The organism is Chryseobacterium sp. KBW03, from assembly GCF_003852415.1.
Taxonomy (GTDB): domain Bacteria; phylum Bacteroidota; class Bacteroidia; order Flavobacteriales; family Weeksellaceae; genus Chryseobacterium; species Chryseobacterium viscerum.
In genome coordinates, this window is record NZ_QAJO01000003.1 from 26,252 (window position 1) to 42,025 (window position 15,774).

At 40.0% G+C, this 15,774-nt stretch carries 14 protein-coding genes; 6 read left to right on the plus strand and 8 right to left on the minus strand.

The features are described from left to right. Positions 1–125: 125 nt before the first annotated feature. A complete protein-coding gene (locus DBR39_RS04060; protein ID WP_123865752.1) occupies positions 126–953 on the minus strand; it encodes an SOS response-associated peptidase in 828 nt (275 codons plus the stop codon). Positions 954–957: 4 nt separating this feature from the next. After that, complete coding sequence (locus tag DBR39_RS04065) at positions 958–1,200, minus strand: hypothetical protein (RefSeq protein ID WP_123865751.1); 243 nt, start codon at positions 1,198–1,200, stop codon at positions 958–960. 348 nt (positions 1,201–1,548) lie between these two features. Between DBR39_RS04065 and DBR39_RS04070 the strand changes: the two genes are divergently transcribed. After that, positions 1,549–2,412 (plus strand): NAD-dependent epimerase/dehydratase family protein, encoded by an 864-nt coding sequence (locus tag DBR39_RS04070; protein WP_123865750.1) that lies wholly within the window; start codon positions 1,549–1,551, stop codon positions 2,410–2,412. Positions 2,413–2,615: 203 nt separating this feature from the next. Here the strand turns inward: DBR39_RS04070 and DBR39_RS04075 are convergent, their stop codons facing one another. Further along, entirely contained in the window at positions 2,616–3,335 is a 720-nt protein-coding gene (locus DBR39_RS04075) for a hypothetical protein (protein WP_123865749.1), read from the minus strand. A gap of 266 nt (positions 3,336–3,601) precedes the next feature. Then, a complete protein-coding gene (locus tag DBR39_RS04080) occupies positions 3,602–4,168 on the minus strand; it encodes a ferritin-like domain-containing protein (protein WP_123865748.1) in 567 nt (188 codons plus the stop codon). A gap of 210 nt (positions 4,169–4,378) precedes the next feature. Between DBR39_RS04080 and DBR39_RS04085 the strand changes: the two genes are divergently transcribed. Then, positions 4,379–5,515 (plus strand): histidine kinase dimerization/phospho-acceptor domain-containing protein, encoded by a 1,137-nt coding sequence (locus DBR39_RS04085; protein WP_124530963.1) that lies wholly within the window; start codon positions 4,379–4,381, stop codon positions 5,513–5,515. A gap of 119 nt (positions 5,516–5,634) precedes the next feature. Here the strand turns inward: DBR39_RS04085 and DBR39_RS04090 are convergent, their stop codons facing one another. Then, positions 5,635–6,891 carry an NRAMP family divalent metal transporter gene (locus DBR39_RS04090; RefSeq protein WP_123865746.1) on the minus strand — a complete coding sequence of 419 codons (1,257 nt, stop codon included), beginning with the start codon at positions 6,889–6,891 and terminating at the stop codon, positions 5,635–5,637. Between the two features lie 422 nt (positions 6,892–7,313). On the opposite strand from DBR39_RS04090, the gene DBR39_RS04095 reads away from it, so the two are divergent. From DBR39_RS04095 to DBR39_RS04110, 4 genes are all read left to right on the plus strand, one after another. Beyond that, on the plus strand, positions 7,314–7,910 hold the full coding sequence (locus DBR39_RS04095; protein ID WP_123865745.1) for a Crp/Fnr family transcriptional regulator: 597 nt from the start codon (positions 7,314–7,316) through the stop codon (positions 7,908–7,910). Between the two features lie 108 nt (positions 7,911–8,018). Next, complete coding sequence (locus tag DBR39_RS04100; protein WP_124530964.1) at positions 8,019–8,165, plus strand: DUF3606 domain-containing protein; 147 nt, start codon at positions 8,019–8,021, stop codon at positions 8,163–8,165. Between the two features lie 128 nt (positions 8,166–8,293). Continuing rightward, positions 8,294–10,990 (plus strand): DNA ligase D, encoded by a 2,697-nt coding sequence (ligD, locus tag DBR39_RS04105; protein WP_124530965.1) that lies wholly within the window; start codon positions 8,294–8,296, stop codon positions 10,988–10,990. Between the two features lie 39 nt (positions 10,991–11,029). Then, a complete protein-coding gene (locus tag DBR39_RS04110) occupies positions 11,030–11,923 on the plus strand; it encodes a cation diffusion facilitator family transporter (protein WP_123865742.1) in 894 nt (297 codons plus the stop codon). A gap of 74 nt (positions 11,924–11,997) precedes the next feature. On the opposite strand, the gene DBR39_RS04115 is transcribed toward DBR39_RS04110, so the two are convergent. The 3 genes from DBR39_RS04115 to DBR39_RS04130 all read right to left on the minus strand — a co-directional run bounded on the left by DBR39_RS04115 (position 11,998) and on the right by DBR39_RS04130 (position 15,648). Beyond that, on the minus strand, positions 11,998–12,693 hold the full coding sequence (locus DBR39_RS04115; protein WP_124530966.1) for a serine hydrolase domain-containing protein: 696 nt from the start codon (positions 12,691–12,693) through the stop codon (positions 11,998–12,000). Between the two features lie 195 nt (positions 12,694–12,888). Beyond that, positions 12,889–13,407: a ferritin-like domain-containing protein gene (locus DBR39_RS04125; protein ID WP_124530967.1), complete on the minus strand. Its 519-nt coding sequence runs from the start codon at positions 13,405–13,407 to the stop codon at positions 12,889–12,891. Between the two features lie 369 nt (positions 13,408–13,776). Further along, complete coding sequence (locus DBR39_RS04130) at positions 13,777–15,648, minus strand: PAS domain S-box protein (protein ID WP_124530968.1); 1,872 nt, start codon at positions 15,646–15,648, stop codon at positions 13,777–13,779. Positions 15,649–15,774: the final 126 nt, after the last annotated feature.

The following is a 15,774-nucleotide window of genomic DNA, read 5'->3' on the forward strand; positions in this document are numbered from 1 at the left end:
CGACCTAAAATTTGCTGATTTTATACCTTAATAAGAACTGCCCACCAGTAGAATTCTGAGCAAACTGCGTATCAACCAAGGTTTCTATCTAAGATATAAAAGTATCGACTGTTTTACATTCTTATTTAAACTTCATAGGTAAGTTCCGGAACATCAGCATATACAAAGGCTTTGGTAGGTGTACCTGTTGTTTTAAAATCTTTCTCAATGGTATACGCTTCCATATCCGCCGCATTTATCTGATAGGTGGCAAGCTTAGTGATCTGGTCTTCATCAAGATCGGACATCATCCACTGCCAGGCCTGTTCATCAGGAAGCATGGTCGGCATACGGTTCTTGGAGTTATGGATCTGTCTCATCAGTGCGTTTGCTTCAGTTGTAACAAGCGCCACTGTATCCACGGTCTCACCAGTATCCTTATCCGTCCAGTTCTGCCAGATGGCTGCGATAAAAAAGTATTCTTTGCCTTTCAGTCCGATATGGTACGGATATTTATCTGCTGTTTTTAGAGGCTGGTTGGTACGCTTATTGAGGCGGTAAAGATGTCTCCACTCGTAAAATTCACTGGATAGAATCAGGCATCTTCTTTCGAGCGCTGCTTTGCGGAACATCTTTTCACGGTCGGTCTTTTCATCTATCAGAAGCAGCTCTTCTCCTTTGGCGTTCAGGGTAGTATAGGGCTGATGCCATTTACCGGCGCCGTCCTTATAGCCAAATCGCATCTTTTTTACATCGTCTCGATTTTTTACGTATGAGGGTATAAAACCCCACTCCATTTGAACAATGTCGAAATTGCACCTGTCTTCTGTCGGGCGTAGTACTGCAATATTTCCATAATTAAATCCTTCATGAATTTCCTGATCCAAAAAGTCATAGTTCATGACGGCTTTTTCAAGATCCATGAGCCTGATAAACTCTTCCCGCGATACGCGCTGTCCGTTATAATAACACATAATTTTAATCTTTTAAGTGTTTACTGATTTGTTTACCGAATTCTTCGGCTTCTTTTTGTCTACCACGGGGAATACTTGTCCAGATTTCCCCATTCCATGTTTTTGCTCGCGAAATAATTAGAGGGCTTCTGTTGTCTCCAAAAACAAGACGAAAAACCTGCTGGCCGTTTACGGTATGTTCAGTCACAGCAACTTTTAAGTCATCAAGTTGGATGTCAAATTTATTGTTGTCAAAACGTGTACCCATTCTGTATATCCTTTACTCTTTTTGCACTCAACTTTAAATAAGAAGTGCTATGATGAGGGTTCTTGTAAATTAGTGATTTATATGTAATTAAATTTAAGCAATTTTTAAAAATAAGACAATATAATTTTAATCTTGCATTGAACCCGGGCTTTCAGAGCTTAATTTTTAAATCGGTGCCTAAATTAATCTAGCGCGTGTCCGATTCAAAGAATTTAGCAAGCTTTACAACAGTGAATCAATTTTTCCAAAACATATCACTGTTAGTATTCTCAGATTCTGTAGGATGATAAACCTTACTTTGGCTTAGAAATATCTTTTTATCTTATTATTTTTGGTTTTTATAGTATTATGAAGGAAGAAAGCATGCGGATACTGATAACCGGGGCAGCCGGTAAGCTGGGCAGTACAGCAGTCGAAAGTTTAAGGCAGGCCGGACATCAAGTTACGGGAATTGATCTTACTGCAAGCATCACCACTGATTATGTCATTGACATTCGAGATTTAAAGGCTTTAATAGACTTAACTGACGGTTTTGATGCGATTATTCACACTGCTGCTCTGCACGGCAAGCAGATGGATGAGGGCTATGATCGGCAAAGTTTTGTAGATACCAATATTTCCGGAACATTAAACCTGTTAAATGCTTGCGTGCAAAATGACATCAAGCGCTTTTTATTTATTTCTTCTACCTCATTATATGGAAAGGCGATGGTCAATCAGCGCGAAGCGGTTTGGGTTACCGAGGAGCTACAAGTGCAGCCACGGGATATTTATGACATCACTAAACAGGCCTGTGAAGAATTATGCAGGGACTTTTTTGAAAAAGAGCAGATCATGACAAGCGTTTATAGGGTGGCACGGTTTTTACCTGAGGCGGATAATATCAGCCTGAATCACCGGCTGTATCGTGGACTTGATGTTAGGGATGCTGCCGAACTTCTTAAGGTTGCTGTCTCCTTTACCTTTGAGTCATTTGAGATCTTCAATGTTTCAAGCCGGTCTCCATTTAAAATGGAGGATGTGGAGACACTTAAACGACGACCCCTTGAGGTCATTGCCAAACGCGTTCCGCAAGCCATTGATCTTTACCGTGAAAAAGGCTGGAACTTTCCAGAAACAATTGATCGGGTTTACAATAGTGACAAAGCAAGCAAGATTTTGGGATACAACCCGAAGTTCACTTTTGAATATCTCTTAGAGCAGTTTATATAGGTCTGGGATTTTATATCCAGAACGTAAGAAGTTGATCGAAATTCTCAACCGTTTAGAAATGCGCTCCATCTCAAAACGTTTTGTTTAAATTGATTTTGGTAAAGGCATGCTTTAATGGTATGCCTTTACTTTTGGTCGCCAATTATGATTAGGCTGAAGCTGCGCAAAAGTTCCCGTAGCACTTGCTGTGCAATTAGCTGTTTCTAAAAGATATCGATGGTTTGGTATTCATCCGAATACGAAGGCAAATAGGCCAAATTTCTTGGCAGGCACATGGATTCGGGGTCATCAACAAAGTTTATATAAACTCCACCAAATAATAGGATACTGACACTGGCGTTTTTTGTTCTGATGATCGTCCTAATTCTTTCCTCGATCGCTTCATAAAAGATGTCAGTAATTTCCAAAGTTTGATCCTTAGCATTTGTCAGTCGCTCAGTATGCATCGAGAATAGCTTTATGACTTCTTCGACCTGGGCGCTTCGGTCCGGAAAATTTCTACCAGAAGTTATTGTGTTTGCAAGTGGAGCATCTCTGAATTCTGTTGCATTACAACATGCACGCAAGTAGGTATCGGCCTTGCTTTTTGGAGCTTTGCCCTCTTTCGGTGAAATCACCACATGCGGACCAAAGATAAGGAGGATCATAACATCAGAAGCCTGCATTAAACTTTCCAGTCCGTCCAGGTCCAAAAATGGATATCCATCAATTCCACCCAAATGAAACGCTTTAACCATATCATCTAGCTCCATTTCTTTTAATAGATCTAAAGTGCCCGGACACAGGCTCGTTACAAGTACAATTTGTTTGCTACAATTTTTTTGTGTCTGTTTAATAATAGCGTTCAGTTGCTGCGAGATTAACTTTGCCGAAGTGGAATCCGGAAAATAACTTTTCGCAATTTCAAAGTGCTGAGTATTCATAATAAGTATTGATTGACCCCAAATGAACTATTTTCCCTTTAATTCTGATGGTTTTCCATCCTACATTAATTTACAAAATGAAATTCGTAAATCATAATGTTCACGTTGTTGGGACTAAACTATAGTGATAAATGTGTTAAGCTTCGAACGAAAGCTGGAATAGCTGTATTTATACAATGCTGTGAACGACTAAATCCAAAATTAAAAGTGCCTCTGAAAGCAAGTTTGCTTTAAAAGGCACTAAATATAATTTTAATAAAGGCTTGTTACTTTGCAGCGTTATTCAAATTTGTATCGGCAATGCTGCTCAACAGCGTATCACATGCTTTCTCTTCTTTGAGGGTTGCAGTGAGATTTTCAAGGCATTCCTTTTCGTTCAGTACTTTTGCAAAAGCTGCAAGCGTCCCATACGTTGCAATTTCATAGTGCTCAACTTTTTGTGCGGCCGCTATAATACCAGCATCGCGAACAGCTCCCGCTTCTGTTTCCTCGATAATACTTTTTCCTTCATCTAGTAATCCCTGCATTGCATCGCATTTTTTAGCCTGAGGCTTCTTTCCAAGAGCACCAAAGCATTGTTCCAACCTGTCAACATGTGTGTTCGTCTCTTCGAGGTGTTTCTGTAATGCATTTTTTAAATTCTCATCCGTGGCATTTTTGTGCATTTGTGGGAGTGCTTTTACCAAAGCTTTCTCAGCCCAATAAATATCCTTTAAAGAGTCCTCGAATAAACTTGCGAGATCTTTAGCTGCATCCTTTTTAGCCGGAGTTTTAGCTGTTTTGGATGCAGCATTTTTTGTATCATCACTTTTTTTTGTTGTTTTTGTTTCCATACTGTTAATATTTTTGATGTTAACAGATTAAATACAACTTTTGCGCCATGGGAGTTTTAAAAAAATAAATTTTTGTTTAGAGGTACAAAGATCTTTTCTTTTGTTCTACTGAAAAAACCATTAAAAATTGTTAGATTCGCTACAGGCTGTATATCGCACCATGTAAATAATACAACAATAAATTCGGTTCGACTTTCAACTAAAGGTTTTATGCTTGATAATTTTTGCCCAGTGGGAAAGACCCGTCAGGGGAGGCGGAGCAATATGCTCAGGTCCTTGATGATTTTTGAAAAGGATATCTGTGTTGCTGCAAGTAAAAATTGGTCGTTCCTGCTGGATTTGGAATTCAAGCAAGTTCTGGGTATTCGCTTTGAGCAAATGCTTAACAGAATTGCACCTAAATTGGTCTCAAAAGCGAAAAGGGTAGGCCGGCAGGAAGATGTCAAAAGCATATTGATCAAAAAGGTATGTATTAAAAACGTGACCTATGAACTGATCATTTATGAAGTCCAAGGCAAAGTATATGTTGAAATAGCAGGATTAAATTTAAAGCGCAAAGCGGTTTGTAAGAAATTATCAAAGCTGCATAAGAAGTTAAAGAATAAGTTGCAATTGGGGCTGGAGCCACAAAAGGCTTTACACCGTTATGGATCAAAGATTTTGCAAGCTTTGCATGCCCAGGGTATTATTTATAAACAAAAGGAAAAGCTTATCCATTTCGGAAATTTCACCAGTGAAAATGTTGTAACAAACCCTGACCAACTGTTCAGCAAGTTTCAAAAATACAAAGAAAGCACAAATAACGCTGATGCCGACCTTTACCGAACCGATCAATTTGGAGGGCTGGAAGCCGTAATGATCAGTACACGGGAAGACTGCTCCATGTATGTTTTTAAGGCGTTAAACTGTTGCCCGGAAATACGTAATAACATGGAGACACAAGTGTCAAGTAAAGATTCCTCAGTCGACTCAAGTGTTCCCAAGAATGCATCTTTCTTGCAGCCAAAAGAAAGTACCATTGATGACAAGCAGCAAAAATGGGCCCGATGGGAGCTAAGATTTCTAAAAAAACTTCTTAAAACACTTGGGAAATACCTTGCTAAGGACCGTCTCGAACATACAGTATTAAAGCCGAATGCTGATCAATTAAATGTCGTTCAACATGACCGCGCTTATTTTTTGAAGCATGATCTAAAAAATCCTCTTACAACAATTACGCTTGCGGCCCAGATGCTCATGCAAAATAAAAATATACCGGAAAAATTTGTCGATAAATCTCTGCATAATATATTAGAGAGCTCCAGACTTTTGTCTGAAATGATCGACGATATGTACAAAAAAGAATAACAGGATCTTTCTAATAAACAATAATTTGGAATTCAGACTATGATGCATGAATTGTTGCGTAACAACATAACCTATAAAAATTAGCGTTCTGCAGTTCTTTTAATGGTGGATTTATTAAATTAAAACAAGAAATAAATAAGTGCTGCTGCTGCCGCCGTCATCAGGACCAGCGTCAATAAGCCTAGTATATTGGAGAACCTCGAATTTGTATGTTCGCCCATAATCTGTTCATTGTTCGCGATATGCATGATCACGGCAATCATTACCGGTGCTGTCAGCCCGTATACAATTGCCGTGTACAGCAGCGCCTTGATAGGACTGACACCAAAAAAGTCCAGTGACAGCCCTACCAGCAGTGACACGATGATTGAGCCATAAAAAGGCTTTGCCTGCGAAAATTTCTTGTCAAGTCCCGCCTTCCAACCGAATGTCTCTGCAAGCATATAAGATTGAGAACCTGCTAAAACAGGTATTGCGAGCATTCCTGTTCCGAGTACTCCGGAAGCAAAGATAAAATAGGTAAGTTTGCCGGCAAGGGGTTCAAGAGCCTTTGCGGCCTGATCCACTGTATCAATTTTATGGATCCCGCCTGTAAAAAGTACGGTTCCTGTTGTCAGTATCATGAAGAACATTACCATATTGGAAAGGAGCATTCCCATGTTTACATCTGTCTTCATCTCGCTCAAGATCCGTTTATTTACCATCACAACGCCTTTGTGTGCCTGATCTTCTGCTTCCATGGTTGTTTGCCAGAAAAATAGATAGGGCGAAATGGTCGTTCCTAGAATTGCCACTATGATCGATAGAAATTCTTTGTCGAACCTGATTGTTGGAATAAATGTTTTTTTTGCGACCATTATCCAATCCTGGCCAACCATAAAGGGAACAATAATATATAGTAGTAAACTTAGACACAGCCATTTCAAGATCATGGCAATTTTTTGATAGGGATAGCGGATAATAATGAACAGAAGAATTGCTGTGACAAGAATGGAAAACAGGGAGACAGGAACCCTAGGAAAAATCATATGGGCCACGGCACCCATTCCCTGTATATCAGCCCCTATATTTAAGGTTATTGCAGGAAAGCTAAATAGAAGCATGCCATAAAGTATGGGTTTGGAATAATGTTTCTTTAAAGTCACTGTTAAACCCTGCGCGGTTACCAGCCCTATTCTTGCGCACATGCCCTGGATTGCGGCCATTAGCGGAAATGTGAGCAGCGCAGTCCATAATGTGGATAGCCCAAATTGCGCTCCCGCCTGTGAATAGGTTGCAATACCAGAGGGATCATCATCACTGGCCCCTGTAATTAATCCAGGACCGAGTTTTTTAAAAAACGCAAGAATCCTGGAATCTTTTTTACCTTTTGACATATGTTTAGTTTTTAATTGTTAGCCAGCCTGATAGTTTATAGGTACTAACAAAAACTAAGCCTTTACCGTTTTAAATTTCGAGGATCATTTATCGCGTAATTTTAGTATAAGGTAATTTTTCGGCTGAACATTTGTATGCAACTTTTTAACAATCAACCACATATCGTTTTCTGCATCGATTCAACTTCTATTTTATTGCCTGGACACTGACCAGGGCTATCCTAGGAATGACCGGGTGTAAATTCGCCAGGTTTACAAAAATAGCGGAACCAAGGCGAGGCTGTTTGTCCTAAAAAAATATACCATTTATTAATCTGGTAATTTTTGACCGCCGGGCTTGGTTTGAAATGGTGCGTTATTTGTATTCCCAAGGAAACCAATTTACCTAAGATGTTTATTTAAAAACCATAAATATTATTAGTATGATAACCGATGAAAATGTTTTACTTAAACATGGAGCATATGAGGAGCGGTACCCTACAAAAGAAATTATATTCAAAAAGGGCGATACACCTCATTTCTATATGCAGATTTGCAGCGGGACTGTAGAGCTGAACAATTACCATCAGGACGGCAGGGAATTTACGTTGAATATACTTTCTAAGGGAGACAGTATTGGTGAATCACTGCTTTTTGGTGCAAATAGTTATCCGATGAACGCAATAACGAAAACAGACTGCATCGTACTGAAACTTCCTAAAGCGAATTTCCTGAAATTAGTGGAAGATAATAAAGAGATTACATCGCAGTTCCTGCGGCACCTTTCTGATAGGCTGTACTATAAATATACCATGCTGTTCAATAATTCTTCTTTGAATCCGACTGAAAAGATTGTTTCCTTATTGGATTATTATAAAGGATGCGCCAGAGAGGAGGAGCCTTTTCGCTATCATATGCCCCTGACAAGGCAGCAAATAGCCAACCTTACAGGCCTACGGGTTGAAACAGTGATTAGAGCGATTAAAAAGATGGCACAGCAGGAAATCATCCACTTAAAGGAGCGTCAGATCTATTACTGAAACGGAGCAATCTTTTTTACGGTGAGCATTGTTCTTCATACAATTTTAGTCACTAAGGCAAATAATTAATAAAAATTTTCAAGGTATTAATTTAATAAATATTAACTCATGGCAGATAACAAAGCAAAAAAGGGAAAACAGGACAGATCAAAAGTCAGCAGCTCAGAAAATTATGAGATACAGTATTTCAAGGATAAGATGGGCGTTAGTTCGCAGGCCGTTGTAGGTGCGATAAAAAAAAACAGGATCAAATGACCGTAAGACCTTGGAGGAGTACTTAAAAAAGCGGCACAATAAATAGTATTGCTTAGCGTGGTAGATTCTACTTCTGCATCAACCGCAGCTTTTATTGAGAGAACCAATTAACTTCAAATTGATCTATTATGGCTTTAGAAAAATATCGTGAAAAACGGTCCGCAGATAAAACGCCTGAACCTTTCGGAGGAAAACCTTCGGGAAAGGAATTAAGGTTTGTTGTCCAGAAACATGATGCATCCCATCTCCATTACGACTTCCGTCTAGAAATGGATGGAGTACTCAAAAGTTGGGCTGTCCCCAAAGGTCCATCCCTTGACCCTGACGTGAAACGGCTTGCCATGATGGTGGAGGACCATCCCTATGACTATCGTGATTTCGAGGGTGTGATACCTAAAGGACAGTATGGTGGCGGCACAGTTATCGTCTGGGATGAGGGAACCTATGAGCCGGCAGAAGGTGACTTTACGGATATTTCCAAACAGGAGAAAAGCCTTTTACATCAGTTATATTCTGGCAAGCTCAAATTTAAGCTCCATGGCAAAAAGCTCAAAGGAGAATTTGCCCTTATCAAAGCCCACGGACGGGGAGAAAATGGCTGGCTCCTGATGAAACTCGATGATAGGTATGCTGCTGAAAAAGATATCACGCTAAAGGACAAATCTGTTATTTCAGGTAAGACCATTGCCCAGATGGAAAAAAATCCTGATAAGGTCTACGGAAAAAATATCATTAAAAAGGATACTACCGTTAAAGATAGGAAGACTGCATCCAAAGAGGCGTCGCAAATTATTGAAGATCAGCTGGACGCTGAACCTGATAAATCCACCGTTAAAACCAATGTTTCTGCTCTACTGAAAAAAGCACCCAAACAGAAATTTTATACCTCGATAGAACCGATGCTTGCTACACTTGTTGACAAACCTTTCGACGATGATGAATGGATTTATGAAGTAAAGTGGGACGGATACCGGGCTGTTGCTTTTATGAATAAAGGAGAAGTAGAACTTAAATCCCGTAACGACAAAAGTTTCAACGATAAGTTCTATCCAATTCATGACGAGCTGAAATCGCTGGGCATTGATGCCGTACTGGATGGAGAGGTTGTTGTGCTCGGCAAAGGGGGAACCGCAAATTTTGGTTCACTACAGAACTGGCGCAGCGAGGCCGATGGTGATCTAGTATATTATGTCTTTGATATACTGTGGTACGATGGGAAAGATCTGCGAGACTTGCCATTACTCGATAGGAAGGGCATTTTGAAGGAAATACTGCCACAGAGTGACAGTATTTTAGTCAGTGAGCATTTCCATACCTCGGGCATTGCTTTCCTTGCAGAACCCCGAAAGCTCGGTCTAGAAGGTATTATGGCTAAGCGGGCGGACAGTCTTTATTATTCGAAAGTTCGGTCTAAGGATTGGCTAAAGATTAAAGCTAACAAGAGGCAGGAGGTTGTCATCGGCGGTTATACTTTGAACGATGATTCAAGTAAGCTGTTTAGCAGTATTCTTGTTGGCGTTTTCCAAGGAAAGAAATTAATTTACACGGGAAAGGTAGGTACTGGGTTTAATGAAAAGTCTCAGCACGAAATGATGGAGCTTTTTAAACCCCTAATTATAAACAAAGCTCCTTTTGCCGAAGAACCTGATGTCAATAAACCTTCAAGATTTCGTCCGAATCCACCACATGCGACTGTCACGTGGCTCAGACCCGAGCTTGTCTGCGAGGTCAGTTTTACTGAGATTACCAGTGATGGTGTTATGCGGCATCCTTCGTTCGATGGTATGCGGGAGGATAAAAGTGCTAAGAAAGTCATCTTGGAACAAGAAGCAGAAACCGAAAAAATAGTCGATGATATGGCTGATAAACTTGTGACACCCAGAGTACAGGGCGAGCGAAAAACGCTGTTAAATCCGACCGATAAAACCCAGGTCAAAAAAATAAACCGACATGAGTTAAAATTCACCAACCTTGATAAGGTTTTCTGGCCAAAAGAAGGCTATACCAAGAGAGACCTGCTCAACTATTATTATCAGGCCGCTCCTTTTATTTTGCCTTATCTGAAAGACAGACCGCAGAGTATGAACCGTTTTCCCAATGGTATAGAAGGAAAGGGCTTCTACTTTAAGGACGTGACCGATACTGCGCCTTACTGGGCAGAAACCTATTTGTATCACAGTGACACCGATAAAGAGGACAAGCATTATTTGGTTGGAAAGGACGAAGCGACATTGCTCTATATGGCTAATCTCGGCTGCATCGAAATGAATCCATGGAACAGCACAATAAAGAAACCTGATCACCCAAGTTTCTGCATTATCGACCTTGACCCTGATAAAAATTCGTTCGATCAGGTAATCGAAGCTGCGCAGGTTACCAAGACCATTCTGGACGATATGGGTATTGAAAGCTATTGTAAAACCAGCGGTTCAACAGGGCTGCATATATATATTCCTTTTGGTAATAAATACACGTACGATCAATCCAAAGAATTTGCCAGGGTTGTTGTTACATTGCTCCACAATGAACTTCCTGACTATACAAGCCTTGAACGTACTGTAAAGGACCGTCATGGTAAGATGTATCTTGACTTCTTGCAGAACAGGCCGCATGCGACAATCGCCGCCCCTTATTCCGTAAGACCAAAACCTGGAGCAACTGTTTCGATGCCGCTGCACTGGGACGAGGTAAAAAAGGGACTTAAGATCAGCGATTTTGATATTCGAAATGCTATTGACAGAATGAATGAAATGGGAGATATTTTCAAGCCTGTTCTTGGAAAGGGTATTGACCTGAAAAAGGTTATTGATCAATATGGCAAGTAACCATAACTCTAAATAAATTAAGATGCTTTCGACTAATTAATGAATGACAATAAAAAATCGATATATAGTGCTCTTGCTGCGAATTTACTAATTGCGCTAACTAAATTTATTGCAGGAGCATTCACCAACAGTTCATCCATGATTTCTGAGGGTATTCACTCGACCGTAGATACTGCTAATCAATTGTTGATACTCTACGGTTTAAAAAGAAGCAGGAAGACTGCGGATCAAACGCATCCCTTCGGTTATGGAAAAGAGCTATACTTCTGGTCTTTTGTAGTCTCCATATTGATCTTTGGACTTGGGGGTGCATTATCGATATTTCAGGGAATCTCCCATATGAGAGAGCCGGAAATCATGAAAGATCCTTTATTGAATTATATTGTATTGATTCTCTCCTTGATTTTCGAAGGGACTTCATTTATTATTGCTTTAAAAGGGTTTAATAAAACCCGGAATGGGATGCGATGGTGGGATGCTATCATAAAAAGCAAGGACCCATCGAGCTTTCTCGTTGTATTTGAAGACGGTGCTGCTGTGGCAGGACTTGTTATAGTTATGGTGTTGATGGGTCTGAGCCACAGCTTGCAGATTCCTGAGCTGGATGGACTTGCCTCGGTTTTGGTTGGACTATTGCTGGTCTTTGTTTCTTTCATTCTTGCCAGGGAAAGCAGAAGCCTGCTGATGGGTGAGGGGATAGCCCCGGAAACAAGACAGAAGATTGCCCAGCTTATCGAAAAAGACGCAACAGTTTTAAAAACGAAAAATATACTATCTACTTATCAATCACCGGAGGAAGTCGTCCTGATGCTGATCATAGATTTCCAGGATCATTTAGATACAGAGGAGATTACTGAAGCAATACGGCGGATCAGGACTGAAATTAAAGACGAGTTTAAGTTTGTCCACTACGTAATTATCCAACCTGAATAATGTGAGGACCTATATCGTTTACATTTTTTTGCTTGGAATTATGATTTGCTAGTGCATAAGCAGAGCTATTTTCGTTATTTAAGTTCTGGAAGCCTAACCTCCTTGTGATAAAGAAGATTAACGATATTTTTTATAAAATCTTCCTTTTTGATCCTTTCACCGTTGGTATTATAAGCAATAGAAATATCGGCTTCTTTATTATAAATTAGAACAGCATGCGATCCTAGAGTGTCCCCACCATGCCCATAGAATATGGTCCCATCAAAATCCCAGACTGCGATTCCTCTTCCCAAAACTTCTTTTCCTATTACTGTCTCCATCAACGGTAGTGTTTCCTTTTTAAGGATGTTTTTGTGGAACAAACTGTTTACGAAAATGTTCAGATCATAGGAGGTGGCAGCAATGTCACCGACGCCTATGACATTTAGGAAATCAAGGTCTTTTTCCAATGGACTCCAAGGATTATCGTTATAACGATAAGGTAGAAACACGTTTTTTTTATCGGGTTTGAAGGAAGTCAGATTTTTAAGTCTGCGCGGTTTTATAACTTCTTCACTAACGATCTTTTGAAAAGGCATCCGGTATTTTTCTTCGAGAATTTTTGTCAGCGGATAATATGCGGAATTTGAATAGGCAATCATTTCACCAGGCTGGAAACTGGTTCCTTGTTGGATGATCAGATCCATGATCTGTTTGCTGCTGACTTTCTCGGTGAGCCATACTTCTCCATCTTTTTGAACCGATAAAACAGCGCTATACCCGAAAAACAAAATATCAATATTTTTATGAAAATCTTAATTCAGACTTTTCAGCATTAATTCGGGTCGATTCAAAGGGAATTGTGAAAAGCTATCTGGGATCGTTTGAGGAAGTATCAGAAAGTGGCAGTGAATAGTGTTGATATACGATTTTAACGAAATCATGCCGATATAATTATCGGCATGATTTCTGGGGAAAACCATTATCTATGATGCGGACTCGTTAACTCCATTGATTGCTATTTCGGTCAGCAAGGTATCTGTCTGTTTCTCCTGATCGAGTGTTTCCTGTAATAACTGCTCAGCCTCCCTATGTTCCATCAATTTTGCGAAAGTCACCAGACACCCATAGCTGGCAATTTCATAATGTTCCACTTTCTGTGCGGCAGAAATTAATGCCGCATCAAGCGCTGGGTCACCTTCAAAGCTTTCGATTATTTCGTCTGCTTCTTCCAGAAGACCTTCCATAGCTTTACATTTCTTGCCACGCGCAGGAATTCCTAATGAGGCAAACACTTCTTTCAGACGTTCGATCTGTCCTTCGGTCTGATTATAATGTTCATCAAATGCCTTTTTAAGCTGATCGTTTTCTGCTGCCTTACTTAACTTTTTTAAGCCCTTAAGAAGCTGTTTTTCGGCTCCTAAAATATCTTTTAGTTCATCTACGAATAGTTCATGTAAATGCGCATTGGGCATTTGCTGTGCATTTTGATTTGATGTTGCCATAATTCTAGTTTTTTTCAAAATGGACACATATAAAATGCATATTGTTTGGAAATTTTTTAAAAATTTCCAAAGTACTTTTTTTGGGAAAAAATAAAAGTGCTCGTCGCCGGGATCTAATGCACGACACTGACCTTTCTATCAATTGCCCCTATTGTTGACGATTACATATTTTTCAACTATTTGTCTGGAAAGTTTTCGACCTATTGCTTTTTTTTCAAAATTTACAAGAATGAAGACCGCTAATAGAGGAATTTTCCGCCCTCGATAGTGATGTTCTGCGTATACTGTGAATACCATATTTGTCTTTTCTTTGCAGAACAGCACCACATGCTATTAGGTTTGCATAGAGCATGTACTTACATGAAGAACTTAGGGGTTGTTCGGTATACTTGCCGGAATCTCGAAATAAAAAGTTGATCCTGCGCCTTTTTTACTTTTAACCTCGATACGCGTGCCATGGCTTCGCAATATCTCTGAGGCCACATATAGGCCAATTCCAAATCCAGATATATTTGATGAATTTAAATTGTCAACACGGTAAAATGCCTTAAATATACTTCTAGCATGTTTTTCATCTATTCCTATCCCCTGATCACGAACGTATATGCGTATCTTTTCATCACAATTTTCCGCCCCAAGGTCGATCACGCCGCCCAATGGGGAATATTTAACCGCGTTGCTTAAAAGGTTTCCAAGTACTTGATCGATTTTCTGCCGATCTGCAAATATGCGAATCGAAGGATCACAGGATAATCTGAAGTCATGCTTGCGGTTGTCAGATCGCATTTCGTCGAGGCAATCTTTCATTAATTTTTCAAGCGCGAAGCAGGATTTGTTGAGTTGTAATTTACCTTCATCAACTTGTGCCACGCTAAGAAAATCCTGAATCATCAGCATCATCTTTTTAACCTGCGCTTCAATTCTATCTCCCATCAGGGCGCTTTTTTCGCCATATGTATCTTTGTGCTGCTGCATGATCTGGGCGCTCATCAGCACACTTGTAAGTGGGGTTTTGAGCTCATGGCTTGCCATAGAGATAAATACATTCTTCCTCTTTTCTTCTTGCTTCTTCTCTGTGATATCCCGGGCGATTTTGGATACACCGATAATTTCACCGAGTTCATTTTTAATTGGTGATATTGTCAAAGACAGATCAACTGGTTTCCCGGACTTCGTCAGGCGGACAGTTTCAAAATGCTTGATCGAGTGTCCAAGCCGCATCCGGCCAAGAATATAATCTTCCTCGCTATGCCTTTCAAGTGGGATCAATTTTAAAATAGACTGGCCGATCATTTCCTCGGCAGTATATCCGAAAAGCGAGAAAGCTGCATTATTCCAGCTTGTGATTATACCTTCAAGCGTTTTTCCGATGATCGCATCATAAGACGATTTTACGATAGCGGCCAATTCCGCACTTTTTTGGATGGCTTTTTTCTGGTCGGTGATGTCCATGATTGCTCCAATAATCCTTCTGGACTTCCTGCCAGCGCTGAAATAAGCTGACCCCTGAACTTTAATATAGGAAATTAAGCCCGTCGTCTTTCTTGCTATTCTACATGTAAACTCAAACCGGGAATCAATGCTCTTTTGACTTAAAGTTCTGATCTGCTCTATGACAGCATTTCTGTCCTCAGGGTGCAAAATATCAACCACCGTTTGGGTAAATTCACTATTTGAAGGGAGACCCAATATCTGCTGTGCCTTTTCGGAAACATGCACCATTCCATTATCAGAATTCCAATCCCAGGTTCCCAGACCCGTGGAAGCGAGCGCGAGCCTGAGTCTTTCCTCTTTTTCTTTTAATATCTCTGTGAGCTGGTCTTTTCTTTGTTGCGCTAACACGGCTGCTGTAACATCTTTTGTAAAGCACATCGAATGCATAAATTCGTTATCCTTTATCAAAGCGCTTGAATTTATAACCACGTGTCTGATATCGCCACTTTTGCATTTTAGAATTGCTGGATAATCATCGATACGCTCATTGCTGCCCAGTTTCTGAAGGATATCTTTTATTGTTTGCTGGTCGGCATGAAAATTTTTGATCGGCTGGCCAATATACTCTGCGGCGGTGTAACCAAGCAGATCCAGTTCGGCTTGGTTGGCCCAAATAATAATGCCATCACTGTTCACCCAGTGCAACGAGATGGAAGCCTTGTCAATAAATTCTGACAGGTCGGAAACCCGTTGTTTTAAGTCTTTATTTTCTTTTTTTAGTCGTTCTATTGTTTCCTCGAGACTCATAGAGCAGTATAAAAGGTAAATGTTTTTTGAGGTAAAAATATAGAATTAAACGCTTAATAAACCAGGTAAAAATACGTGGTCTAACATGTAAAAAGTCCTAAAGTTTCATTATATTTTTTATTAGCC

What these genes read in the sequence shown, in the direction of transcription:
- ligD (WP_124530965.1), top strand. Translation starts at nt 8,294, where the DNA reads ATGGCTTTAGAAAAATATCGTGAAAAACGGTCCGCAGATAAAACGCCT.
- DBR39_RS04100 (WP_124530964.1), top strand. Translation starts at nt 8,019, where the DNA reads ATGGCAGATAACAAAGCAAAAAAGGGAAAACAGGACAGATCAAAAGTC.
- DBR39_RS04125 (WP_124530967.1), bottom strand. Translation starts at nt 13,407, where the DNA reads ATGGCAACATCAAATCAAAATGCACAGCAAATGCCCAATGCGCATTTA.
- DBR39_RS04095 (WP_123865745.1), top strand. Translation starts at nt 7,314, where the DNA reads ATGATAACCGATGAAAATGTTTTACTTAAACATGGAGCATATGAGGAG.
- DBR39_RS04130 (WP_124530968.1), bottom strand. Translation starts at nt 15,648, where the DNA reads ATGAGTCTCGAGGAAACAATAGAACGACTAAAAAAAGAAAATAAAGAC.
- DBR39_RS04065 (WP_123865751.1), bottom strand. Translation starts at nt 1,200, where the DNA reads ATGGGTACACGTTTTGACAACAATAAATTTGACATCCAACTTGATGAC.
- DBR39_RS04085 (WP_124530963.1), top strand. Translation starts at nt 4,379, where the DNA reads ATGCTTGATAATTTTTGCCCAGTGGGAAAGACCCGTCAGGGGAGGCGG.
- DBR39_RS04090 (WP_123865746.1), bottom strand. Translation starts at nt 6,891, where the DNA reads ATGTCAAAAGGTAAAAAAGATTCCAGGATTCTTGCGTTTTTTAAAAAA.
- DBR39_RS04070 (WP_123865750.1), top strand. Translation starts at nt 1,549, where the DNA reads ATGAAGGAAGAAAGCATGCGGATACTGATAACCGGGGCAGCCGGTAAG.
- DBR39_RS04110 (WP_123865742.1), top strand. Translation starts at nt 11,030, where the DNA reads ATGAATGACAATAAAAAATCGATATATAGTGCTCTTGCTGCGAATTTA.
- DBR39_RS04060 (WP_123865752.1), bottom strand. Translation starts at nt 953, where the DNA reads ATGTGTTATTATAACGGACAGCGCGTATCGCGGGAAGAGTTTATCAGG.
- DBR39_RS04075 (WP_123865749.1), bottom strand. Translation starts at nt 3,335, where the DNA reads ATGAATACTCAGCACTTTGAAATTGCGAAAAGTTATTTTCCGGATTCC.
- DBR39_RS04080 (WP_123865748.1), bottom strand. Translation starts at nt 4,168, where the DNA reads ATGGAAACAAAAACAACAAAAAAAAGTGATGATACAAAAAATGCTGCA.